15 protein-coding genes are annotated in these 25,078 nt (G+C 37.8%); 6 read left to right on the forward strand and 9 right to left on the reverse strand.

Annotation, left to right across the window (positions count from 1 at the left end; all coding sequences use genetic code 11):
* Window positions 1-227: 227 nt before the first annotated feature.
* The 3 genes from ESZ48_RS06265 (at window position 228) to ESZ48_RS06275 (ending at window position 3,180) form a co-directional block, all read left to right on the forward strand.
* The gene (locus ESZ48_RS06265; RefSeq protein ID WP_129016462.1) at window positions 228-1,064 is read left to right on the forward strand and encodes a universal stress protein; all 837 of its coding nucleotides are present in this window, start codon (window positions 228-230) and stop codon (window positions 1,062-1,064) included.
* 208 nt (window positions 1,065-1,272) lie between these two features.
* Window positions 1,273-2,175 carry a DUF6929 family protein gene (locus ESZ48_RS06270; RefSeq protein WP_129016463.1) on the forward strand — a complete coding sequence of 301 codons (903 nt, stop codon included), beginning with the start codon at window positions 1,273-1,275 and terminating at the stop codon, window positions 2,173-2,175.
* A gap of 168 nt (window positions 2,176-2,343) precedes the next feature.
* Complete coding sequence (locus ESZ48_RS06275; protein WP_129016464.1) at window positions 2,344-3,180, forward strand: universal stress protein; 837 nt, start codon at window positions 2,344-2,346, stop codon at window positions 3,178-3,180.
* A gap of 125 nt (window positions 3,181-3,305) precedes the next feature.
* Here ESZ48_RS06275 and ESZ48_RS06280 read toward each other — a convergent pair whose 3' ends face one another.
* From ESZ48_RS06280 to ESZ48_RS06290, 3 genes are all read right to left on the reverse strand, one after another.
* Window positions 3,306-4,619, reverse strand: coding sequence for a serine hydrolase domain-containing protein (locus ESZ48_RS06280; RefSeq protein WP_129016465.1), 1,314 nt, complete (start codon window positions 4,617-4,619; stop codon window positions 3,306-3,308).
* A 3-nt stretch (window positions 4,620-4,622) separates the two neighbouring features.
* On the reverse strand, window positions 4,623-7,127 hold the full coding sequence (locus ESZ48_RS06285) for a beta-N-acetylhexosaminidase (RefSeq protein ID WP_129016466.1): 2,505 nt from the start codon (window positions 7,125-7,127) through the stop codon (window positions 4,623-4,625).
* A gap of 333 nt (window positions 7,128-7,460) precedes the next feature.
* Window positions 7,461-8,210 carry a DeoR/GlpR family DNA-binding transcription regulator gene (locus ESZ48_RS06290; protein ID WP_129016467.1) on the reverse strand — a complete coding sequence of 250 codons (750 nt, stop codon included), beginning with the start codon at window positions 8,208-8,210 and terminating at the stop codon, window positions 7,461-7,463.
* 184 nt (window positions 8,211-8,394) lie between these two features.
* Here ESZ48_RS06290 and ESZ48_RS06295 point away from each other — a divergent pair, with 184 nt between their 5' ends.
* Together ESZ48_RS06295 and ESZ48_RS06300 are read left to right on the forward strand one after the other, a co-directional pair.
* The gene (locus ESZ48_RS06295) at window positions 8,395-11,661 is read left to right on the forward strand and encodes a SusC/RagA family TonB-linked outer membrane protein (RefSeq protein WP_129016468.1); all 3,267 of its coding nucleotides are present in this window, start codon (window positions 8,395-8,397) and stop codon (window positions 11,659-11,661) included.
* 25 nt (window positions 11,662-11,686) lie between these two features.
* Window positions 11,687-13,417: a RagB/SusD family nutrient uptake outer membrane protein gene (locus ESZ48_RS06300; RefSeq protein WP_129016469.1), complete on the forward strand. Its 1,731-nt coding sequence runs from the start codon at window positions 11,687-11,689 to the stop codon at window positions 13,415-13,417.
* Between the two features lie 637 nt (window positions 13,418-14,054).
* Here ESZ48_RS06300 and ESZ48_RS06305 read toward each other — a convergent pair.
* The 4 genes from ESZ48_RS06305 to ESZ48_RS06320 form a co-directional block, all read right to left on the reverse strand.
* Window positions 14,055-15,746, reverse strand: coding sequence for a glycoside hydrolase family 3 protein (locus tag ESZ48_RS06305; protein WP_129016470.1), 1,692 nt, complete (start codon window positions 15,744-15,746; stop codon window positions 14,055-14,057).
* Window positions 15,743-16,564: an N-acetylmuramic acid 6-phosphate etherase gene (gene murQ, locus ESZ48_RS06310; RefSeq protein WP_129016471.1), complete on the reverse strand. Its 822-nt coding sequence runs from the start codon at window positions 16,562-16,564 to the stop codon at window positions 15,743-15,745. The genes ESZ48_RS06305 and murQ overlap by 4 nt, the downstream gene beginning before the upstream one ends.
* 41 nt (window positions 16,565-16,605) lie before the next feature.
* Entirely contained in the window at window positions 16,606-18,069 is a 1,464-nt protein-coding gene (locus ESZ48_RS06315; protein ID WP_129016472.1) for a sodium:solute symporter, read from the reverse strand.
* Window positions 18,070-18,270: 201 nt separating this feature from the next.
* A complete protein-coding gene (locus ESZ48_RS06320) occupies window positions 18,271-19,380 on the reverse strand; it encodes an acyltransferase family protein (RefSeq protein ID WP_129016473.1) in 1,110 nt (369 codons plus the stop codon).
* Between the two features lie 249 nt (window positions 19,381-19,629).
* Between ESZ48_RS06320 and ESZ48_RS06325 the strand changes: the two genes are divergently transcribed.
* Entirely contained in the window at window positions 19,630-20,379 is a 750-nt protein-coding gene (locus ESZ48_RS06325; protein WP_129016474.1) for a DeoR/GlpR family DNA-binding transcription regulator, read from the forward strand.
* 79 nt (window positions 20,380-20,458) lie between these two features.
* On the opposite strand, the gene ESZ48_RS06330 is transcribed toward ESZ48_RS06325, so the two are convergent.
* Both ESZ48_RS06330 and ESZ48_RS06335 read right to left on the reverse strand, forming a co-directional pair.
* On the reverse strand, window positions 20,459-24,064 hold the full coding sequence (locus tag ESZ48_RS06330; protein ID WP_129016475.1) for an ABC transporter permease/M1 family aminopeptidase: 3,606 nt from the start codon (window positions 24,062-24,064) through the stop codon (window positions 20,459-20,461).
* Between the two features lie 2 nt (window positions 24,065-24,066).
* Window positions 24,067-24,942 (reverse strand): ABC transporter ATP-binding protein, encoded by an 876-nt coding sequence (locus ESZ48_RS06335; RefSeq protein WP_129016476.1) that lies wholly within the window; start codon window positions 24,940-24,942, stop codon window positions 24,067-24,069.
* Window positions 24,943-25,078: the final 136 nt, after the last annotated feature.

Here is a 25,078-nt window from a genome sequence, read left to right on the forward strand (position 1 = left end):
TTTATTGGTAAATTTCAACAACAGTAAACCGCCTTAAAATTTTTATTTAATAATTATACAACCAATCGTTTTTAACCAACCATTTCTGTTTTTAGTTACGACTGCTATAAGTTGCTATAAGTCACGTTATATATAGAGATAAGCCTTTTATATATAGAGATAAAACCTTAGTTTTGCATTTATACGTAAGATCGTAATTCATTTTAGAAGGATAAACAAAATACAGCATGAGACATCACATTTTAATTCCAACAGATTTTTCAGATAATGCATGGAGCGCAGCACGTTACGCTCTGAATTTATATGCCGATGCACCTTGCACATTTTATTTTTCATATGCTTGGACCTTTTTAAATTCAGGCTCCAGGACCTATATTTCTCAAAGTTATATTGATCCGCTTATAGAGCAATCCAAAGAGCAATTGGCCGCAGTAAAAGAGCGCGCTGAAAAAGAAAGCAAAAATCCTGAGCATAAATTTGAAACAATTTATACGGTTGGATCCTTAGAGGATTGTATTCAAGTCTCCATTAAAAAGCATAACATTGATATGGTGGTGATGGGCACAAAAGGTGCTACAGGAGCCAAAAAATATATTCTGGGAAGTAATACCGTATCTGTAATTAACAAAATAAGGCTTTGTCCTATATTGTTGGTACCAACGAAGTGTGAATTTGTAAAACCTGATCAAATTGCCTTTCCAAGCGATTTTAGCAGATTCTTTGGTGAAGATTTACTGCCAATCACACAATTGGCCGACATGACCAAAGCTACCATCAATGTGCTTCACATCAAAGGTAAGGATGGGTTAACTGACATACAAAATACTAATTTTGGTATGTTGAAGGAACATCTAAAGGATTATCCGCATACTTTTAATTGGTTACCTGGTCATCGTACCAAAGCAGATGTCATCGCTGATTTTATTAAGGAAAACAACGTCAAGATCCTTACCATGATCAATTATGAGCATAGCTTTATTGAAAATATAATTAAAGAACCCATCATAAAGAAATTAGGTTTCAAATCTAAGATTCCATTTTTGGTTATCCCACGTAAAGAGTAAGACCAATCATTTATATAAGCCTAATCTTACGCACATCAAAACCTATAAACAAAAGTGCTTTTAGTGATTTGAAACAGAATCCACACTTCCATGTGAAAGTGGTAATGTTGAATTTCTACGAATAGTACCCTCTATATGCATTCCTAAAAGTGCAGTTAACTTATTTTTTTGTTTAATTTCGATTCTACCGTTTAAAAAACAAAATTCTTTGAAACAAACGAAATTAGACATTGAGATTTTGAGTTGGCAGATTCTGGAAGACATCCCAAGTGCTTCTGGCATTGTAAAATCAAAAGACGGTTTCTATGTGATAGGTGATGATTCCCCTTATTTATTTCACACTGACAAGAATTTTAATCTGCTTTCAAAAACGCCGATCTATTCTTCTGAAAAACTACAAGGCACCATAATTCCAAAAATCGACAAACCCGATTTTGAGGCGATGGAAATGATCAGTGCGACGGAAATCCTTGTTTTTGGTTCAGGCTCCAAATCGCCCGAACGTGATGTCTGTGTCCTAGTTGAACTTGGAGAGGAAATAAGCTATCAGACCTATGATATCTCTCTGTTTTACGACCATGTCAGGCAGATGGATATCATGCAAGGCCATGAACTTGATATAGAAGCGCTCGCCACTCTTGGTGACGTACTATATCTTTTTAATAGAGGCCAAAACATCATATTCAGCTTTTCACTTACAGATTTTATAGGCTATTGCGCAACTGGAAATTCTTTTCCAATTCCTAAAACGCATTTATTTTCGTTACCTAAAATCAATGGCTTACAAGCGGGATTTTCAGGAGCTACTGCTTTTCAAGACCAACCTTATCTCATTTTTACGGCTTCGGTTGAAGATGCGCCCAATGCCTATGATGACGGCGATATCTTGGGCAGTTTTATTGGCGTGATAAAAATAAAGAACGGCCAACTTGACAATGACGTGCTCATACAGCAGATTCCAAATCCCGGATTTCCGTTAAAAGTGGAATCTGTAATTATTGATAAAATGATATCCAAAACCCAAACCGATTTAATTCTTGTAACGGACAACGACGGCGCACTCTCTGAAATTTTACGGTTGAGGATGACTTTAGATCCGAACCAACGTTAATATCGTTGAAATTTGTCAATGACAACATATCATCCATCCTGAGTCAATAATTCAATGAGTTGACTAACCTCCTCGCCTATTTTAATTCCATACTTTTTGATGACATAAATCATTTTATCTTTTCAAATTAACTGTTAAGTTTGCGTCTTAAGGATAAATGACTATAGAATGAGACATCATATTTTACTACCAACAGATTTTTCAGAAAACGCATGGAGTGCTGCAGTGTATGCCATAAAATTATACGCCAAAAAATCGTGTACATTTTATTTTTCGCATGCTTGGACCTTTGTAAATACGGGATCAAGAACTTATATCTCCCCAAGTTATATTGACAAGCTCAAAAACACAGCTAAAGAGCAATTGATTGAACTGACAGAAAACGCTAAAATTATTAGTACCAATACCGAACATAAGTTTGAAACCATTTTTAGCGAAGAGTTTCTTACGGAGTCTATAAAAGCTGCAATTAAAAAACACGCCATTGATATGGTGGTTATGGGCACAAAAGGTGCTACCGGAGCAAAGGAGTTTCTTCTTGGAAGCAATAGTGTGACCGTTATTAAGAAGGTGAAACTTTGCCCTATCTTGTTAATCCCTCGAAATTATGAATTTGTTATGCCAGAGCGGATCGCTTTTGCCAATGGTTTCAAAAGATCTTATGGAGACGAATTACATGCCATTACAAAATTATCCCAATTGCATGACTCTAATATTGAAATTGTTCATATTAACAAGGAAGCCGATCTCACTGAACTACAACATAGCAATGTAAAATCTCTAAAAGAGTTTTTAAAAGATCATCCGCATACGTTCAATTGGATTCCAGAACAAGGTAGAAAAGAACAGATTTTATCAAATTTCATTGAGGACAAGGATATTCAGCTTCTCACCATGATTAATTATGAGCGTAGTTTTCTCGAAGATTTAATCAATGAACCTATCATCAAGAAGTTGGGATACCATTCCGTAATTCCGTTTATGGTCATTCCACACCAAGCATGACCCTAGTTTAATGGCATGCGTTGATTAGAGCGCATTTTTGATTTTAGGACTAATGAAAGTCACTCCACATTTGGGTCAACCACAGAAATGGGAATGTTTTACATACCATCTGAAAAGTCTTCTATCTAGTGTTTTAAGGCGTTTATGTGCTTCCAAATTTTAGGGCCAAAATCATCTTCATACATCAACCTGTTGGTGCGCGTGGGATGTACCCTATTGGTAAGAATAATTACAAACATCTGTGTATCGGGATTCATAAAGAAAAACGTTCCGGTATAGCCGGTGTGTCCAAAATCCTTTTTTCCGTAAAACTCGTTCGGTTTGCGTTTATCAAAACCAATCCCACGATAAATGCCCTTTTTGGCAAGAGGCGATTTTGTAAACCTCCTAACCACCTTTGGCTTTAAAACCTGTTTGCCCTGATACTTCCCTTTATCAAGTAACATCTGACAAATGACAGAAATTGAGGTTGCGTTTGCAAATAATCCTGCATTTCCAGAAACACCACCTAAAATAGCAGCAGCCTCATCATGCACATAACCTTTTAAGGTATCCTTTCGGAAAAAGTTATCAATCTCAGTGGGGATCACATTTTGTTCAGAAGTCCATTTCAAAGGATTGTATCCAATTTGTGAAATTCCCAAGTCACTGAAATTTTCTTTAGCCAAAACATCCAATGTCATTCCTGTTTTTGCCTCCAGCATTTGTTTTGCAAGAAGCAAATTCAAGTCACTATACACATACTCACCTCTTGGACGGGTTAGCGCCAAAGAAATATCATCATTCACCTTATCATAAAATTCAGGATTCAACCACATGTTTTTATAAATCTGGACATAATTTTCCTTAGGTTCAAAAGAGAGGTATTTAGAGTCGTAAACAATGTGTTTATTGACATACATGTCTCCAAACAAATTAGGATAATCATCCGATTGTTCAGGACTCAACAACGGAAGTCCATCTGGTGTTGACAACAGACTTTGGTAAAAGGTAATAAAAGGTTTTAGTCCTGAGGTATGCGTTAGCAGTTCAAAAAGAGTTAAATCGGCAAGGGCGGTCTGTTTATAAAAAGATACAACATCGCCTAATTTATCATCCAACTTTATTTTATTTTCGCCCACCAATCTCATGGCCACCAAGGTCGCTCCCAAAATTTTGGACATGGAGGCCAAATCATAGACATCTTCTGTTGTTACCGGTTCTTGTTTTGAATAATCGTGGTAGCCATAGTTTTTCGATATAAAAATCGAATCCTTACTGCCCACAATAATTTGTGCCCCTGGGAAAAATCCTTTTTCAAGCGCATTGTACATCATCGAATCAATATAAACTTCGTTTTGTACGGTATCAAAAACCCTTTTGTGATGTTTTAGGGATTTGCAACCTGTCGCAAAACACATCAAAAGACCAAATAGGATACTAACTGTGATTCTTTTCATTATTTAGGGATTAATTCTTAAATCCTGGCCAGCCACAATGGGTTCATGGTTGGTTCCAGTGATCATAATCTTAATTGCTTTTATAGGTTGTTTTGGGTAGATATATGCTATTCCATAATCAAAGGCCTCCCCTTTTTCAAAATCAACACCGTTATAGGAGTATTCAACATGGCCATCATTAACAAAAAATCTGGGATGATTTGGAATTCCTGTCAAAACCTCAATTTTAGAAGATGACACAGGACTTGTAAAAGTATATAAAATCCAATCGCCATTTTCACAGGGAACATCGGTACGCAAATAGGTATCTGGATTGTAATCTTCCAAATTGGAAATTGGAAATCTTGGATTTTCTGACATGGAGGAAGTCACTTTTACTTCTGGTTCCAAATAGGGAGAATAATGGAGTTTTACCTCGGCTGAAGATGCTTTTTCGGTCATGTTTTCTACAGCAAAATCCAGTCGGTAAGTGTTTTTATCAGAATATTTTTCAATCAAGAAACGTCTTTGAGGTTTCGATTTTAAAAGCTGTTCTTCTGAATAGGTCGTTATTAAATTATCATTTTCAAAAAGTGAGATCTCCCTAACCACGCCATGGGCTGTTTGCTCATCTTTCTGATGAAAACTGAGGTAATAGATCCCGTTTTTATCAATATGTTCAGAAATATTCTCTGAGAGCTTTAAAATTTCAACTTTAGAAGTGTTCCATTGGGCGACGGGTGGTTTTTCCGCTTTTACCATAGGACTGGAAGAAAACGCATTGAAAAAAGTACGGAACCGATAGTTCTCGAAGTCCGTTGTTTCAATTGGGATGGTATATACAAGTGATTCCAATGTGGGTTCCTTTCCTTCAGCATCATAATGCACCGTGGCGCCTTCATATGGAGGTATTACAGTAATGTTGCCATTTTTGTAAATTGCCGTAGGCGGAAAATCCCTAAAGGCAATGCCCATATCGGACAGGCGTTGGAGATGGCTATTTGTTAATCGGCTGTAAAAATCGTCCCAATCTTTATCTTCTTTTTTAGACCATGCCACTTCTGATAATGCTGAAATCCGTGGGTAACTTTGGTATTCCATAAACCGTTCGGGGCGGTCAAGATATTCACTCCACAACGCACCTTGAACACCTTTGATCAGTTTTTGCTCATCCAATGACAAGTCGTTTTCCGGAATGGGCTCAAAGCCATACACCCGTTCGGTATCAATAATAGCCGCCCAACGATGCCCGCGCTCAGATGCTGATTGGGCCATGTCAAAATAAGTGTATTGCCCAGGAATCATAATGGTGCTGTATCCTTTTTTAGCCGATTCAATGCCGTAGTCCACACCCTGCCAAGCAAAAATTTGTGTTTTGGGACTCAACTGGCCACCTTTTATGATCTCGTTCCAGCCTGCCGCTTTTCTGTTGTATTTCTCAACAATCTTTTCGACCCGTCTAAAGAAATAATTCTGCAGCTGGAACGTATCTGTAAAACCTTCATCTTGCATCACGGCTTGACATTCTGGACATTGTTCCCAAGTAGCCCGGTTAACTTCATCTCCCGCAACGTGGATGTATTCAAAAGGGAACAACTCTGTGAATTCTTTAATAATGCCATCCAATACTTGGTAGTTTTCTTCGCGACCTACACACCAAACATTATCGACTTCACCTTGAACACTTTTTGTTTGATGGGTAATGACGCAACCCAACTCCGGATAGGCACCGATGACGGCACGAGAATGTCCCGGGATTTCGATTTCGGGCATGATTGAAATTCCTCTTGCCAAAGCATGGGCCACAACCTCCTTTATATCTTCTTGGGTATAAAATCCACCGTAACGTTGATTTCCGGAACCATACGCTGGAGGAATTACTTCTCCCGGTCCTCTCCATGCGCCCTTCAAAGTTAAATCGGGCATGGATTTGATTTCTATTCTCCAGCCATTATCATCGGTGAGATGCCAATGGAAAACATTCATTTTATGTGCGGACAACCAATCAATATAATTCTTAACCGTTTCTTTGTCAAAAAACTGTCTGGACACGTCAAGCATCATACCGCGCCATTCAAAACGAGGATAATCTTCAATGGTCACAAATGGAATTGTTCCTTTTTCAATCGCTTTTGCTGAGCAGATTTGAAGCAAGGTCTGAAAACCATTTAAAAGTCCGTTTGCAGATTTTCCTTTTACTAGCACGCCTTCTTTTTTGACGCTCAATCTATAACCCTCCTCTGGAAGCTCCATTGTATCATCGACCAAAAAGACAATTGATTTTTTTTCCTGAGAAGCACCGATGAAAACATTTGGAGTGATTCCGGTACTTTTTAGAAATTCGCCACGGATATAATCCGCACTATGTTGCAGTTTTTTATCCAGAATAAGCCTGACCGATGCAGGAATTCGAAATACCTCCCCTTGCTGTTCTATTTGGACAGGTTTTGGGATGATATCTAATTTCTGAGCCTGAAATACATTTATAGAACCTAAAAATATAGCTATAAGTAGCAGGGGTTTCCGCATCTTTTTTATGTGTTGAAAATTGAATTGTTAATGCTTATCATGAAGGTTGCAAACCTTACTCTTTCGGAAATTTATTTGTTTGTTGTTTTCGATATTGTTGAATTCTTACGACACTAATGGATCTAATAGTCCTGTACGGTCCAAATTGAGTTTGTAAAACCTTATGAATCAAATTTAAATATCCAAACTCTTCCTTGCTTGTCAATTGAGAATCCTTTTATATTGACCTATCCCGGTGTGAAAACGACATCTCAAATGTTAAATTCAATTTACGTTTTTTTACGCTTTTTGTTATCAAATAGCGCAGAAAAACGCAAAATCATCCCTTAATGCTTACAATATCTTAATACCAGTTTTTCGGTACTTTTCAAGTCGGTCATCATCTGGATCTAATTCGGTAACAATAGTGTCCAACTCCTGGAGTTCACAGACGCCATGCGGCATTTTAGTGTTTAATTTATTAGATGTAAACATGGAAACAACTTTATCAGAAGACGCTATCATCGCTTTCTTTACCACGGAAACTTCATAGCCAACCTCCGTTAATCCTTGTTTAACATTAATGCTACTGGCACCGATAAAGCATATATCAGCCCTAATTTTAGATAAGACTTGGATCACATCAATCCCTATCGTGACCATTGCACTTTTCTGCATTTTTCCTCCTATTAATATGAGTTCAATATTAGGGAGCTTGGACAGTTGCATGGCTATAGGAAGACTATAGGTATATATGGTAAGTTTCAGATGTTCTGGTATAAATTTCGCAAACACAAGATTTGTTGTTCCGCCGCTCATGATAATTACCTGATCATCATGCAACAAGGACAAGGCCTTGATCACTATTTTTTCCTTTTTCTCTTCTGCACTGATATGAACATTGAACGTATTGCTCGATCTTTCTTTAATTAATAAAGCACCACCATAAACTTTTTTGAGTAGCTTCTTACGGTCCAATTCATTTAAATCCCTTCTTACGGTATCTTCTGATAAATCAAGATCCACAGCCAGATCTGTAGTCACAACTTTCTGCTCAGCACGAAGCTTCTCCATGATATAACTGTGTCTTTGGGCCTTAAGCATAGTTTAAAAGGTTTATGGTCAAACACAAATATATTAAAATAATTGAATTCAAATCCTGTAAAATCCATCAAAATTGCGGGAGTTTGCATTTTGTGTATTTTGATTAAAATTATTATTCGAAAAACGCATTTATACGCATAAATTAAATACATTTGTTAATTAACCACAAAAAGACTAAAGAATTATGAAGAAATTTTTCCTCATTCCGTTTTTGTTTCTTTTGATCCAAGCCTCATTTGGACAAACTATAACGATTTCGGGAACTGTAACAAACAAAGCCGACGGAATTCCCATACCTGGAGTTAACGTGCTTGTAAAAGGAACTACTAAGGGTAGTTCAACCGATTTTGATGGTAAATATACTATTGCTGTTTTGCAAGGCGAAACTTTAAGCTTTAGTTATATTGGATTTGAAACTCAAGAAGTTAAAATTGAAGGTCAGCAATCGGTCAATATCGCCCTAACAGAGAGTTCTTCTGTTTTGGATGAAATTGTAATTGTAGGGTTCTCTACTCAGAAGAAAGTAAATCTTACAGGCGCAGTTGCCAGTATAGATGTCGAGAAAGCTCTGGGCAGTAAACCTATTACGGACCTGACCAAAGGATTACAAGGGACCACACCAGGATTAAACGTGACTTTTAATTCCGGAAACATCGGTAAAACTTCCAATATCAATATACGTGGTGCTGGAACCATTGTCAACGGTACCGCTACAGGCTCTCCTTTAGTATTGGTAGATGGCGTTCCATCGGACATGTCGCTTATCAACCCTGAAGATGTTGCTTCCATTTCAGTACTTAAAGACGCAGCTTCTGCTTCGATCTATGGTGCAAGGGCAGCTTTTGGAGTGATATTGATAACCACAAAAAGTGGTAAAGGCGCTGAAGGTAAAGTCAGATTTTCCTATAGCAGCAGTTATGGCTGGAGCAATCCAATTTCGTTAGTGGAATTTAATGACCCTACAATTGAACTTCCAGCAATGATTGAAGCTCAGGCACGTGCAGGTAATGCGAATCCAGAATCTTTTGGAATGAATTACAAAACATTACTTCCAGGCATCATTAATTGGAAACAAAAATATGCGTCTTCAAGAAGTAGTAGTGATAAGAACATGATCTTAGGAGAAGATTTTGAGGTTATCGGTGGTAAACATTATTTCTATAGAATTTGGGATCCGCACGAAGAGATGTTAAAGAAAAATGCGGTTCAAATGTTTCATAACTTATCCGCTCAAGGTTCTTTGGGAGAAAAAAGTTCGTTTATTGTTTCTTTGGGGATATCCAATCAAGATGGTGTTATGAACATCCAAACAGAAACCAATGAAAGAATCAACCTAAACATGGGGATGACCACACAGCTGGCAGATTGGCTAACTGGTGACTTCAAGGTATTGTCATCATTCCAACAATACGAATCGCCGTTCAACTATTATAACAGCGGATTGGATACTGCCGGAAATGGTTATTTTGGATACTATATGCGTTGGGGTTCTTTTTTCCCTTATGGAACATATAACGACGTATCGTTCCGTCATGCACCAGGATATATGAACAATGCATCGATGAATAAAAGAATTGAAAACGATACCCGACTCAGTGCAAAGTTAACCGCACAAATTACCAAAGACTTTAACATCATTGGTGAATATAGTGTCAGCAATAATTATTTCAGCAACAAAATGAATGGTGGTCAAGTGCCATTATGGGATTGGTGGACAGGTGCAGGAGATTTAGTTGCAGGAAAGCCTACCATGATGGAATCAGGTAATGATTTCGTTGCTCAGGTTAAATCGTCATCCGTTACAAACGTTGCGAACGTTTATGCCAATTACTTTAAAACACTCAACGATGTACACAATTTCCACGTGCTTGCTGGTTTGAATACGGAGTGGCAAACTTTTGAAAGAACTTATGCCCGTAGAAATACTTTGTTAGACAAAAACAAGCCGGAGTTTAACTTAGCCATTGGGGATCAATTTACATCGCCGCTCAGCGCAAATTCCACGCTCAATCCTGGGTTATCGGATTATGCCATTGCCGGAGTTTTTGCTCGTGTTAATTATGATTACGACGGGATCTATTTATTGGAATTGAATGCGCGTTATGATGGCTCTTCAAAGTTTCCAACCAATGAGCAGTGGGGTTTCTTCCCATCTGCATCTGCTGGATATAGAATCTCAAAAGAAAAATTCATGGAAGGCACAAACGATTGGTTAAACGATCTAAAAATACGTGCTTCAATTGGGTCCATAGGAAATCAGAACATCGCAAATAATGCCTTTTTGGCAGTGATGTCACGATCTAACCCATGGTGGTTAGGAAGTGGAATGTCAGTTCCTCCTTCTGTGGGCTTGCCAAGCAATGTGGATCCTTATTTAACTTGGGAAAAGGTGACCACACAAGATATTGGATTGGATTTAAGAGTTTTCAATATGTTGGGAATGACGTTTGATTACTACCAACGTGATACAAAAGGGATGTTGTCTCCAGGAAAGACACTTCCAGGTTCTTTTGGACAATCTGCGGCGAATACCAACTCAGGAAATCTTAGAACTAGAGGTTGGGAATTGGGAATCAATTTCAATAAAGCCATTACTAATGATGTAGCGGTTTATGCAGATCTTACACTTTCTGATTATACTACAGAGGTTACGGAGTGGAACAACACTTCAAAATTGCTGGGTTCTTATTACACCGGTCAGAAAATTGGTGAAATCTGGGGCTTGACAACTGAAGGCCTTATCCAGTCTTCCGATAATGTAGATGCTACCGGTTTAATTGTAAACGGAGTAGATTATACTGATATCCGAAAAGGCGCTTTTAAATACGGTGCTGGAGATGTGATGTACAAAGATTTAGACGGTGACGGAAAAATCACAAGAGGAAAAGGAACTGCGGAAGATCCGGGAGATTTGAGTGTTATAGGTAATACAACGCCTAAATACCAATACGGGATGCGTTTAGGAGGAACTTTTTATGGATTTGACGTGGATGCATTCTTCCAAGGTGTTGGTGAGCGTCAGTATTGGGCGGCCTCAGATTTAGTATTGCCATTTTACAACAGGACTGATGCCATGTACGGCCATATGAACGATTATTGGACACCTGATAACACAGATGCCTATTACCCTAATCCTTATCCTAACCATGCCGCAAACGCTTTTGGAGCCTATGCGCCAGGATCAAACAACTTTGTTGCACAGTCTAGATATTTATTGAACATGTCTTACTTAAGATTAAAAAGTCTTACGGTAGGGTATACACTTCCTGAGAGTGTGACTAAGAAAATAGGAATTGACAAATTGAGACCTTACATCTCTGGTCTTAACTTAGTGACTTGGAAAAACGGTAAGTTACCGGTAGACCCTGAAATTAATGACACAGAAGCAGCTTGGGGAAGAACTTTCCCTTATGCCAAAACATGGTCTCTAGGTGTTCAAATCACATTTTAAAAAACTAATTTAAAAATTTAAAGCAATGAGAAAATTAATAATAAACTCCAAGGTAAAGCTCTCTGTCCTTGCCCTTTCAATGGCAGCACTGGCTTATAACTGCTCGGATTATTTAGACACGCCCCCAAAAGACGTCTTCACAGATGATAACTTCTGGACTTCTGAAAATAATGTCAGAACATTCTCTTGGTTGAATTATGATACTTTTTTAGGATATGGAAATAATGCGAGTACAAGCTCCGATTTCTATTTTCATAATTCGTCCAAAATAGACGATAATTTAGCGATGAATGTTTTCATTAATCTTAATACGACTGCAAACGCGACCAATGGTAACTGGAATAGTTATTACACGTTAATCCGTCGTACCAACTTAATGTTGCAGCGCGTTCCTACGGTTCCAATGGACGAGGCAAAGAAAAATCATTATTTAGGTGTGGCCAAGTTTTTTAGAGCCTTCACTTACTTCAGATTGGCACAAGAGTTTGGAGATGTTCCTTATACAGACCTATACTTAAGTCAGAACGATGCTGATGTTTACAAACCAGCTTTAAGCAGAGCTCAAGTAATTGACAATGTCATTAAGGATTTAGAAGAAGCTACTACGCTACTTTTAGAAGAGGACGATAAAAATACGACCGTGAACAAAAACACCGCATATGCGTTGTTAAGCCGTGTGGGCCTTTATGAAGGAACTTATAGAAAATATAATTCCTCTCAAGATGGAAGCGAGTATCTTCTAAAGGCTAAAGCCGCTGCATTGGTTGTTATGGACAATCCTAAATATGCGTTACAATCGGATTGGAAATCACTTTATAACTCCATCGAATTACTGGGCAATCCTGAAGTGATCCTTGCAAAAAGATACATCCAGGGGGTTTTATCAAATTCCATCCAGGCTTACACAAATACTTCGACGGTACAAAGTGGATTGACAAAATTTGCTGCAGAAAGCTATGTAACTACCAACGGGCTACCAATTAAACAAGTGGGTGGAAATCCACAGTTTCTTGGAGATGAAACCATCACCAATACTTTTGCCAATAGAGACCCACGTTTTGCCAAGGCATTCGGTACGGAAGATTATGCGTATTCAGACAAACCTTGGAATGGATTGACGTCTATCACTGGGTATGTTTTTCAATTGTACAACAATCCTGCATTGTCTGGACCTGAAGTAACTACAATTAATCAAAACCATATTGATGCGCCTATATTTACACTTAGCGAAGTCTATTTAAACTATGCAGAAGCAAGCGCAGAGCTAGGAACGATTACCAATGCCGATTTGGATGCGTCTATCAACAAGGTACGCGCACGTGCTGGAATCGCAACGCTAACAACCGATGGTACCAATGCCATGGTAAATGGTGTTCAAATAGAAGATCCGCAAAGAACTTCTGCTTTAGAACAAATTACCGGAGCTGTAAACCCAATTATCTGGGAGATTCGTCGTGAGCGTCGTACTGAGTTTATGAGCTGGACAGCCATGCGTCAATTAGATATTTTACGTTGGAAAAAAGGTGATTATTTGGATTCAACAGCTAACCCAGATGTGGTGCTAGGCGCCAGAATCCCATCCTTAATTGGAACTGCTTCCAAAACGAAAGTAAATGCTGACGGTTACGTCATTCCTTATGTAGGTGTGACAAGAGAATTCGTTTCTCCAAAACATTACTTAAGTGCTATTCCTACAAACGACATCAGTTTGTATGAAGCTGAAGGCGTGGAATTGAAACAAAATCCGGGTTGGTAATTAGAAGTTAGTTACTAAATCCTTAATATCTTAAATAAAAACTAGCTCTGGGCCTTTAGCCCGGAGCTAGTCATTTAAAGAGGCCAATACACTCTAATGAAACTGAGATACACTCATTTTATGCTCTGGCAGAAGGCAAATTGCTCAATGGCCCTTCTTCAAAATAACCACGAGATTATCCACGACTGAAGGTATGACATTGAATTTTTAAGTATTGTCTTTAGAAGTTCCTGAACCCTTAACATTCAAAATTAAAGACTACGTATGCGTCTTAGGCCCAAGCTCATCATTTAAAGACCTGCACATAAACAAATAGCACTGAGACCAATTCATTTCTCTGCTCTTTCAGAAAGTAAGTCACTCCATTCCTATTACAATAACAACCGTATAAACAAGCATGAAAGCTTGAAATTTAAATACTTCCAGGATTATTTATTGCAAATTAGACGTTTGCTGTTTAAGACTTTTAGCTCTTAAATAAAAAAACTAGCTCTGGGCCTGTCGCCTGGAGCTAGTCATATTATGTGATGAAATTTATGGAAGGTACTAAAAAACAGCAGTTAGACTATCGTCCTTGAGTCATAAACAACTTACTCGACTGGCCCTCCCTCCCGTGTTAATTAATCACACCATAAAATTATTTTGTAGTGTTAATTCCTAAATGAACTGGAAACATTTTAGAAATTGACGCTGGCAAATTCCCTACCGCTTCTGTTTCTCCAAAAATGATTTCAGCAGAAATCCTGTTGGCATCTTCGATATTTTCATAGGAAATAAGGATACTTTCGACAGTGTCCAGATTCATTTCTTTTAAGCTATACTGAGTCGCAAAAAGTGCCAGTATGGTTTTATTGTTTTTAGAGACCGTTTCAATAATCTCCTTGTCGGCTTCCGAAATGGCATATGTCAGACGCGAATTTTTACGATGATAGCCAATAATAATTTTATCGTACGTTTTAATCGCTTCTAAAAGGTCTTCTTTAGAAAGTGAAGAGATATCAGTAATAGGACCTCTCTGCTGTAATGCTTTCAAAAATGCATCAGAAGACCCTTCTCCTAATTTAAGATATGCCGTTTTTTCTTTGGTGTTTTTAGACAATGGTAAAACAAGACCTTCATTCTTGATAAGCGTAATGGCATTTTTAATTGCTGCGTTAAATAATTTACCATTGACGTCCTTATTCAGATCATCCAAAAGACCATCGGTGTCAATAGGCTCATAATTGTTGAGGCCGACATTGTATTTGCCTGCAAGGATTTTCTTTACGGAATGCGCCAAACGCTCTTCTGAAACTTCTTTGTTATTGTAAGCTTCCACGATTTTTGAAATCGCTTTTGGAGCGTCTTCGGTAAAAAGAAGGACGTCATTTCCCGCCATAAACGCAGCCAAGTCGATATCACCTGGTTGTTTATAGTTTGAAGCGCCTTTCATATTCAAAGCATCCGTAAAAATGAGTCCCTTAAAGCCTAACTTTTCTTTTAATAGTTCCGTAACTATTGGGTAAGACAGTGACGAGGGTAAATTCTCCTGACTTTCTAAATTTGGAACGTTTAAATGGGCCACCATAACGCTGGCAATGCCTTTTCGGAATAGTTTTTTGTAAGGATAAAGCTCTACTGAATCAATTCGTTCTGCACTAAACGCAACCGTAGGAAGGGTTTTGTGCGAATCGGTAGCCGTATCCCCATGCCCTGGAAAATGCTTGGCACAGGCCAAAACACCTGCGCTCTGCATGCCTTCGGTAAACGCTATTGATTTTTCTGTGACGTTGAATTTGTCCTCTCCAAAAGAACGCACCCCAATTACAGGGTTTTCAGAATTTGTATTGATATCCACGACCGGGGCAAAATTGATATGAATTCCCATCCGATGGCAATCCTCCCCTATCTGTTGCCCAATCTGCCTAACGATGTCATTGTCCTTAATGGCACCAAGTGTCATATTATACGGGTAGCGCGATGTGCTATCCAAACGCATGTTCAAGCCCCATTCACCATCTATTCCAATCATTAAAGGAACTTTAGAGCTTGATTGGTATTGGTTGGTCAGGTTGGCTTGTCTCACCGGACCGCCTTGAAAAAAGATAAGGCCACCAATATGATGATCTGTGATAAGTTTTTGAATGGAATCTGAATGCGCAGGACTTCGATTGGAATAGGCCGCTACCATAACTAATTGTCCAACTTTTTCCTTAAGCGACATGGTATTATAAATGCTATCCACCCATTGCGTTTGATGATCTAGACCAGTGGAATGCTTAGTAGGGATTTTGGCACAAGACACCAGTGCAAAAACTACAATTAGAGATGTTATTAAAATATTTTTCATTTTTTATTTAAATTATAGGAATCAATTGCTTTACGCACGCTTTTATGCTCAGCCAATAACTTATCTGCCAAGTCTTCATCCACATGGAGTTCGTTCATGATCATTTGGACTGCCCTGATAACCAACTTTTTATTGGAAAGCTGCATATCGATCATTTTATTGCCTCGCACCCTACCCAATTTAATCATCACCGTGGTAGAAATCATATTCAAGGCAAGTTTTTGGGCTGTGCCTGCTTTCATTCTGGTACTTCCCGTAACAAACTCTGGGCCTACTACCAATTCAACCGGAAAATCGACTTCAAGGGCTAATGGCGAGTTTTTATTACAGGTAATACAGCCGGTGACAATCCCCGACTTCTTTGCTTCCTTAACCGCACCAATAACGTATGGCGTGGTTCCTGAAGCCGCAATCCCAATAAGGACATCATTTTTATTAATATTATATTTCTGTAGATCTTTCCATCCCAGCTCGGTATTATCCTCCGCATTTTCAACCGCTTTTCTCAGGGCGACATCGCCTCCCGCAATAAGAGCAATGACCATGTTGTCGGGTACGCCAAATGTTGGTGGGCATTCAGAGGCATCCAAGATCCCCAAGCGTCCACTCGTACCTGCACCCATATAAAACAACCGACCCCCATCTTTCATTTTGCTGTATATGGCATCTACCAATCGCTCAATGGACGGGATGGCTTTTTCAAGGATCTCAGGCACCGTTTTGTCTTCTGTATTCATATTTGAAAGCAGATCAAACGTGTTCATTTTTTCCAAGTCATTATAAGCTGAGGTTTGTTCGGTGGTTAATTTATGTTCCATATATAGACAGGTTTTAATTCAAAAATTAAATATCGTATTAATTATAGCGGTACGTCACGCTTCTTTTTAACAAGCAACAAACAAATCACGGTAAGGAAGGCATTGACAAAAATATTCATGAATCCAAAGTCGAAATTATACCATTCTATAAAAGCGTAATTTAAAAAATACGTGACCAAAGGCATTGCTATACAAATATAAGGTACGGCATTGTCATGGACTTGTACTTTTGTAAAAATACCCAACATATAGAGTCCCAACAATGGCCCATAGGTATATCCTGCAACCTTGAAAATGGTTGAAATGACATCTCCCTTACTTTCTGAAAACAGCATAATAATTATAAAAATCAATGCAGAGAAACCAAATAACGTGCGATTTTTTAATTGCAATCTTTTCTTGATAGGCTTGGTTTGAATGTTCAAAAAATCATGTGTAAACGATGTGGTCAGTGCTGTTATGGCAGAATCTGCACTTGAAAAAGACGCGGCCGTTATTCCTAAGATAAAACTGATACCGGCAATCATCCCGAAATGGGTTAAGGATAACATTGGGAACAGATTGTCGGTGTTGATGAACTTTCCATCTTCCACTTCTAACGTAATCCCCATTTGTTCTGCATATAGATAAAGCATCACCCCTAATCCTAAGAACAAAAACTGTGCAACCGCTAAGAAAATACTGAAGGTCAGGATGTTTTTCTGTGCTTCCTTTTTGTTTTTACAGGTCAAGGTTTTTTGCATCATATTTTGATCGAGCCCAACCATAGCAACGGCAATCAATATCCCCGATATAAATTGTTTAAAAAAGTTATTTCCCGAATGGGAATCCCAATTGAAAATCTTAAAATACTCGTGATCTGTCACTGCAGCAACCGTTTCTGAAACACTTAAATTCAGTGAGGTCTTCACCACATAAATGGATATAAACACAGCCGACAATAAGAAAAACGTCTGCAACGAATCAGTCCATACAATGGTTTTAATTCCCGATTTATGGGTGTATAACCAAATAAGCGCCAAAATAATAATGACCGTGACGAAAAAAGGAATTTGAAACGCATCAAAAACGGCATATTGTAAAATTTTAGCGGCTAGCATCAATCTTAAAGCTGCTCCCAAGGATTGCGAAATCAAAAAGAACAAAGAACCTGTTTTATAGGTTTTAATACCAAAGCGGGTCTCTAAATAGGTGTAAATTGAAACCAACTTCAAATCGTAATAAATGGGAACCAATACGTAAGTGATAAACACATAGCCTACCACATTTCCAAAAACGAATTGTAAATAATAAAAATAATTATTCCCAACCATTCCCGGGATGGAAACAAAGGTAACCCCAGAAAGTACGGCACCTATCATCCCAAAGGCCACGATTTGCCATGGTGATTTTCGGTCTCCCGTATAATAAGATTCGTCACTCGAGTTTTTTGATACGAAATGGGAAATCAGCAGTAAGACTCCAAAATATAAGGCTATGATAATTAAAATTAAGGTGGCGCTCATTGGTAGCTTCAGTTTTTATTTTTAAAATCCATAAGTTAGGATTTTATGGTTAGTTTTTATAATGTTTTTCGACTTCGAGAACTTTTTTTCCCTACTAAAATGATTTAACTTTATTGACACACCTATTTGTTTTGGATCGTCGTGGCAGTTAGTAAGAAACTGTTCCAATCATTCATCGATTAGTATAATTTATATGATGATCTATATTTTAATAAAGATTTTCTTTCGATACAATAGGTAACATATAAACCAAAAAACGATGATGTGACTAATGGCAAACATTAACGAGCCGTTCATATTACCAAAGATAGGCGCGAACACTTTCGTAAATAGATAATTATATAAAGAGATTGGCGTTGCACTATCAGAAACCGGTATTTTGATCAGATAACTGATGGTCTTTGCATAGAGTCCTGAAAACACAAAAATAAACAAAGGGTTCGATCCAAAATGCACAAATGGCTTTGCCCAAGTTTGATATTGCTTGTAATCTATAAGAAAAATTAATAGTGCTAAAAAGAGCGTTCCCAATCCTGCTGTATATAATACGTAAGAGCTCGTCCATAATGGTTTGTTGAGAGGAAATACCAGCGACCAAAACCAACCAATTACCACCATTATAACACCGTAAATGAGTAACTTTTTAATTTTCAACTTAAGAGATTTCTCAATGTCAATAACCTGGCCAATGAGATACCCAATAATGACGGTGCCCACCGCCGGAATGGAAGACAGCACTCCTTCTGGGTCAAACGGAATGCCAAAACCTTTATAGATATGATTTTCTCCAAACAGAAAAAGGTCAAATCGCCGTGCTAAGTTTTCTTCCAAGGAATAAGGATCTGTTGCTGCCCCAAAATACAAGAGCGCCCAATATCCCCACAAAATCACGGTGAGAGCAATCAGTAGTTTTTGTCTATTCAAAGCCAAACAAAGCATGGCACCAACGCCATAGGCTAAGGCAATACGTTGTAGCACCCCCATAATGCGAACCTTTTCAAAGTTGAAATAAGGGTATAAATTCAGAGCAAGACCTATTAAAAATATGATAATGGCTCTCTTAATTATTTTGGAAGCGGTAGCTTTGGATAATGTTGTATCATATTTTTTAAAAGAAAAATATACCGACATCCCAACGATAAATAGAAAAAACGGAAACACAAGATCTGTTGGGGTACAACCGTGCCAAGCGGCATGTTTTAATGGCGCATAAATAAAACTCCAACTTCCAGGAGTATTGACAAGGATCATCAATGCAATAGTTAACCCCCTTAGAACATCCAGTGACATTAACCTTTTAGAAGTACTCATAATTTTGTAATTTGGCGAAATTTAAAATAAATCACCTCAAATATAGAATATTTTAGTTCATGTTGCTATATTATGTGCTTAAACAAGCAGTTTTATGCATATATTTATAAAAAGTTCGAATTCTAATGCTATTTTAGCCTATAAAATCAAGAACCTAAGAATTAGTCCGTTACCTATGAATAAGAAATTGTCATTGTAATCGAGACAAGCCTCAGGATATTAAAACCCACTGGTGGGAATAAAGTTGATATGAAAAAAAAAGAGCGTCAGCAAAAAATAATTGATGAAGTTAGCATCAACAGAAAAGTCAGTTCAAGCTTTTTAGCTGAGAAATTGGACGTTTCCGAAGACACCATAAGACGAGATATTAAAGAGCTGGATGAGGAAGCGCTGTTGACCAAAGTACATGGCGGTGCCATTTCAACCATCCAAAAATTATATCACTATAATGAAGACGTCATTTATAATAGAGAAAACAAAGTTCGCATCGCTCTAAAAGCCATCACCTTAATATCGGACGGCATGGTGATCATCATGAGTGGCGGAACTACAAATTTAATGCTTGCCAAATTATTACCTAAAAATATAAAAGCCACCATTTACACCTATAGTTTACCAATAGCGATGCAGCTAACGGAACACCCACTCATTGAAACCATATTTATTGGTGGTAAAATCCATAGAAGCTCCATGGTGACCATTGGCATTGATGTCATCCAATATTTATCAAAATTAAGGGTCGATATTGCTTTTATCGGAGTGAGCGCTTTGAGTCTTAAGCAAGGCATCACAGATGAAGGCTATGAAGTGTCACTGATTAAAAAAGCAATGATCAATGCCTCCCAACGTGCGGTTTTTCTAGCGACTTCCAACAAATTGAACACCATCCTTAATTATGACGTTTGTAGTGTAAATGAAATTGACGCTGTGGTAACCGATTTAGACCCAAAAAGCCCTAAGATCAAAGATTACAGAGATGCTGGTCTCAATTTAATTTAGTTGTTAGCCTTACCTAATTACCAAAAAACGTAAAAGCGAGGATCTACCTCGCTTCTACACTTCTCTATTTTATTTTAGTTTACTCTTCTACTGTTTTCAAGTTGTCGTCAGAGTTGCGATCAATCAACTTGTTGTACGGATCGATCCCTGCTTTTAATGGTTTTTTATCTGTAATAACCGTAAAAGAATTATCACCAGATTCCAACCATTTTAGTTCAAAATACAACGGATCTTTGATTGTTACCCCATCGTCATTGACCACATCTTCGCCAAACAAGCCAATATCAACTAAGTTTTTCTTGTCATCAACGCGATCTTCCCTGCCTTTGTCGTCATAGTAGATTTTTTTAGAATTCACAGTAAACGTCGTTTCCCATTTTCCATTGTCCAAAGCTTTTGTTTTGGCAGTCATCACTCTATTTTCATACAATACAATCTCTTTAAAACCATCATCAATTTTGTATTTTAAAGAGTCGGGAGTGACAGCATAAAGTGCTTTATACAAATCCTCAGAAGTTGCGTACACCCCTTTCTTATTGTATTTAAATTCTTCCAAAAAGTTCTTCAGCCCACTATTGACAACGTCCTCACCCATGACATCCTGTAGGTCATACATAATCATAGAGCCTTTTTCGTACCAGATATAGCCACCAGTTTCTACGTCCATTAAAGTGCGTTCTGGTTTAAAACTAAATTTTCGACTCCCTAAATAGGTATCCAACGAGTTTTTTAAGAACGACTTGATCCCATTTTCCCCATACTCCTGTTTCATGGTCATTAAGGATGCATATTCTGCCAAAGTCTCTGAAATGATATTACCTCCAGAAGTTTTACTTGGCGTCACAATATGACCCCACCATTGGTGAGCCACCTCGTGGGACGTTACTCTAAAGGCATAATTATAACTGTCAGCTTTTGAGAAATCGGCTGCAAAGCCAAAATCTTCAGAATACGGAATAGTGGTCGCAAAAGACTGGGCAAAAGTGGAATGTGCCGGGAATTCTATAATACGAATAACCGAATACGGATATTCCATGAAGTTTTTCGAATTATAATCCAACGCAATCTTCACCCCTTTGATAAAATATTTCAGATTCCTTTTATGCTTAGGGGAATGGTAAATTTCTATCGTTACTTTTTTTCCACTCGGGGCCGTCCAATTATCCTTTTCGATATCATAGGCGGCAGAAACAAAACTGAAGAAATAATCCGTTTTTTCTTCTATTTTATACTGAAAATAGCTTCTCTCATTCTCTTCCCATTGTTTGGTGAGTGCTCCTGGAGCAACGGCAGTTTGTCCTTTCGAAGTACTCACTATGGCTTCAAAATTTAAATAATCGGCATCTTCGTTAAACAAGTTTTTCCTTAGTGCCAGACTATCTGTTCGCGGTGATAATAAATAATCAAGTTTCTCTAAACCGTATTTTTTACGAATGCCATTATCAACTATGGTACGCTCGTAATGAAAGGAAGGAAAAATCGCATCATTAAAAAATGTACCATTTTCCAAAATCGCAGTTTCAGAATCCATAGAAAACCCGTGCGTATTAACTCGTGTTTCAATAACCAAAGATGCCGTTTGTTTTGGCTGCAAACTTGTTGGTAGTTTGTAGATGAACATTCGATATTCCTCATCTGCTAAAAAAGGTTTTAATTCCGTACCGTTATAGACCACTTTAGTGATTTTTGTATCTGAGATTGGGAATTTCACTTCCATCAAAAGTGTATCAATAGGCACTTCGTAATTGTTAATGACCATAAATTCTCCTTTAGCTTCTACACGCCTATCTTCTGGAAAAATATCGATAAAAGCTTTGAGATCGGTTACTTGAATATGCGGTTGGTCAATATATTTACCATACTTCTTTTCAGCCTCAGCATTGAGTTTTTGACTGTAATTACCATCTTCCAGTTGGTTCAACACTTTCAAGTTATAATAGCTGTAGGCACCTACAGAAACAAATGCCACAATAAAAAACAGCATTAAACAAAGTGTTTTTCCGCTAAAACGTTGTTTTGCAATTTGCAAACGTTCTTTAGCCGAAGAAAAGAAACCACGGTTCCAAAAAACAATACCTATTGTTGCCAAAATACAGGTCAATAATATCCAATACAGGTTCAACCAGAATCTTCCATACAAGTAATGTCCAAAGCCATTTAAATCACTTAGAAACCCACCAGGTGTTCCTCCAAAAATCACTAATGGATTTGATGTTTTGAGTGCTAATCCTAATATAATAGGTAACCCTACATAAATAAGAATCACAATAAAATGTCCTAAAAATTTATTATTAACCAACACATGAATGAAAAATGCTAAAAGAACGGTCATCACATAGCTGGGGAACACACTCGTAAAATTATAGGTCAAGTACATGCCCAACTCATAATTGAAGTAGCCGTTGAAGGTTTGATATAAGATACCTACGACCACATTGAGCAAAGTCAGCACGACCGAAATACCAATTAGAGAAATAATCTTAGAAAGATATAAAGTGATATTGCTCACAGGTAAGGCATCGTAAAACTCAAATGTTTTATTCTGCCGCGTTCTATGTACCGCTTCACCCGAATAAATGATTAAAATAATGATAGAAAACAAGATCATGCCGCCCGAAATTTGTGTCACCATATAGCGCGTCAATGGCAGCGATGGGGTTCCATAAGTTTGATTGGACAGATACGCCACAAACCCTGCCATGATAACTCCCATGACCATCAAGATGACAAAAGCAGTCTCTTTAACAATGGAAAGAAATTCAATCTTGCTTAACGATACTAAATTTTCCCAACGGGCTTTAGCGTTAAAAACTTGGGTAATGTTTGGAATAAAGGACGCAGGAACATAGTCTTCTTTGCTTTCTTTAGTTGATTTTCGCTTAGAACTGGTCAAAAATCTTTTGTATGAAAATCTAAATAAGGTGAAAAAGAAAATCAGAAAAGCAATCCCCAACCACAATAATCGGTTGAGTGCAAATTTACCAGAAAGTGCTAATTGGTTGTGATTTAACTCGTCCACAGTCCAATACTTCGTTATAAATCCGTGGGCTGCTTCTCCAAACGGATCTACATACACACTTAACCATTCGGTATCTAAACCAGATAACAATTGTCCTGATGCAATAGTCAGAATGAGAATGACAATACCTCCTAAATATAAGATCGACATACGTTTGAAAAAAGTCATCAAACTAAAGAATAAACTCCCGATAAAAAACGCATTAAACGTCAATAGATATATAAAAGGTAACAGATATGAGGTCAAGTTAAAAGACGTATAGACACCATAATCCGGCCGTTCCAAAAAAGCACCGATACTGAAGCCAATCATCGCCCCAATTACCGCTCCAATATTCATAATCGTTACAATGGTAAAACTGCCAAGGAACCGTCCTAGAATATAATTTTTTTCCGAAATAGGAAAGGTAAAATACGTTTGTGCGGTTTTATGCTCTTCATCCCGATAGACTGCAACGCCCATAATAGCGGCATAAAAAAACAGGCTTATGATACTCATGCCACCCAAAACACCTACAATGGCATTCGGACTATTGGTATATTGAGCCGTAACTGAACTTTCAAAAACACTCATTAAGAGCGGAATTACGAACATCAAAACAATGTAGATGTACGTAGCTGGCCGTCTAAACCGATATTTTAGTTCAAATAAGAAAATCTCCTTCATGATTATACGGTTTGAGGTTGGTTAATACTATAGAAATAAAAATCTTCTAAATTATTGTTGACCACTTCAAAACCGTCTCCTGGATGAACGTCACTAAAGATATTGACATTCATATTTCCACTTCGCAAGTAGGTAGAAAGCACGGTATATTCTGATTGATATTTTTCAATCTCGCTCTTTTCGATACGTTTACGATATATTTTGTCATTCAACGAATTCGATAATTCTTGCGGATGGCCTTGCACCACAATTTGTCCGTCATTAAAAACAGCCATGTTGGTACATAAATTTACAACATCATCTACAATATGGGTGGATAAAATAACGACGGCCTCTTCACCCAATTCACTTAATAAATTGTGAAAACGGTTCCGTTCCAAAGGATCCAAACCAGCGGTTGGCTCATCCACAATAATTAATTTAGGATTTCCGATCAAAGCTTGGGCAATCCCAAAACGTTGGCGCATCCCACCAGAATAATCTCCTAAATTTCGTTTCCTAAATTTGTAAAGATTCACTTGATTTAAAAGATCGGCCACATAAGCTTTACGGTCGTTACTGCTATGGATGCCTTTGATTTTTGCAATGTGATTCAGCATCATTTCTGCGGATACTTTCGGATACACCCCAAAATCCTGAGGTAAATAACCCAATACTTTTCTTAGTTCCTCAGGCTGATTAAACACATCAATACCATCAAAATCAATAGTGCCGGTATCGGCAATTTGCAAGGTGGCGATGGTGCGCATTAAAGTCGATTTCCCTGCGCCGTTGGGTCCCAGAAGACCAAACATTCCCTTATGAATTTCAAGATTGACATTATTTAAAGCCTGGGTCCCATTAGGATAAGTTTTATTCAGGTTTTGGATAGAAAGCATAGTTTTGCGTTTAGAAGGTTGTTCATGTAACAGTGTTAGTAGTCGTTTTGTAAGTTATGTTACAATCTAAACTTTTTTAATAGGTTATAGTGAAGGCGGAGTGCTTCTATTTAAGCGTTCCTCTAAGGTCGATTAT

This window comes from Gelidibacter gilvus (genome assembly GCF_004115975.1).
Taxonomy (GTDB): domain Bacteria; phylum Bacteroidota; class Bacteroidia; order Flavobacteriales; family Flavobacteriaceae; genus Gelidibacter; species Gelidibacter gilvus.

Bases quoted from the DNA above. Each gene is read 5' to 3' on its own strand.
- ESZ48_RS06330 (WP_129016475.1), bottom strand. From the start codon at position 24,064: ATGAAGGAGATTTTCTTATTTGAACTAAAATATCGGTTTAGACGGCCA.
- ESZ48_RS06305 (WP_129016470.1), bottom strand. From the start codon at position 15,746: ATGAAAAATATTTTAATAACATCTCTAATTGTAGTTTTTGCACTGGTG.
- ESZ48_RS06325 (WP_129016474.1), top strand. From the start codon at position 19,630: ATGAAAAAAAAAGAGCGTCAGCAAAAAATAATTGATGAAGTTAGCATC.
- ESZ48_RS06315 (WP_129016472.1), bottom strand. From the start codon at position 18,069: ATGAGCGCCACCTTAATTTTAATTATCATAGCCTTATATTTTGGAGTC.
- ESZ48_RS06280 (WP_129016465.1), bottom strand. From the start codon at position 4,619: ATGAAAAGAATCACAGTTAGTATCCTATTTGGTCTTTTGATGTGTTTT.
- ESZ48_RS06295 (WP_129016468.1), top strand. From the start codon at position 8,395: ATGAAGAAATTTTTCCTCATTCCGTTTTTGTTTCTTTTGATCCAAGCC.
- ESZ48_RS06285 (WP_129016466.1), bottom strand. From the start codon at position 7,127: ATGCGGAAACCCCTGCTACTTATAGCTATATTTTTAGGTTCTATAAAT.
- ESZ48_RS06300 (WP_129016469.1), top strand. From the start codon at position 11,687: ATGAGAAAATTAATAATAAACTCCAAGGTAAAGCTCTCTGTCCTTGCC.
- murQ (WP_129016471.1), bottom strand. From the start codon at position 16,564: ATGGAACATAAATTAACCACCGAACAAACCTCAGCTTATAATGACTTG.
- ESZ48_RS06290 (WP_129016467.1), bottom strand. From the start codon at position 8,210: ATGCTTAAGGCCCAAAGACACAGTTATATCATGGAGAAGCTTCGTGCT.
- ESZ48_RS06265 (WP_129016462.1), top strand. From the start codon at position 228: ATGAGACATCACATTTTAATTCCAACAGATTTTTCAGATAATGCATGG.
- ESZ48_RS06320 (WP_129016473.1), bottom strand. From the start codon at position 19,380: ATGAGTACTTCTAAAAGGTTAATGTCACTGGATGTTCTAAGGGGGTTA.
- ESZ48_RS06335 (WP_129016476.1), bottom strand. From the start codon at position 24,942: ATGCTTTCTATCCAAAACCTGAATAAAACTTATCCTAATGGGACCCAG.
- ESZ48_RS06275 (WP_129016464.1), top strand. From the start codon at position 2,344: ATGAGACATCATATTTTACTACCAACAGATTTTTCAGAAAACGCATGG.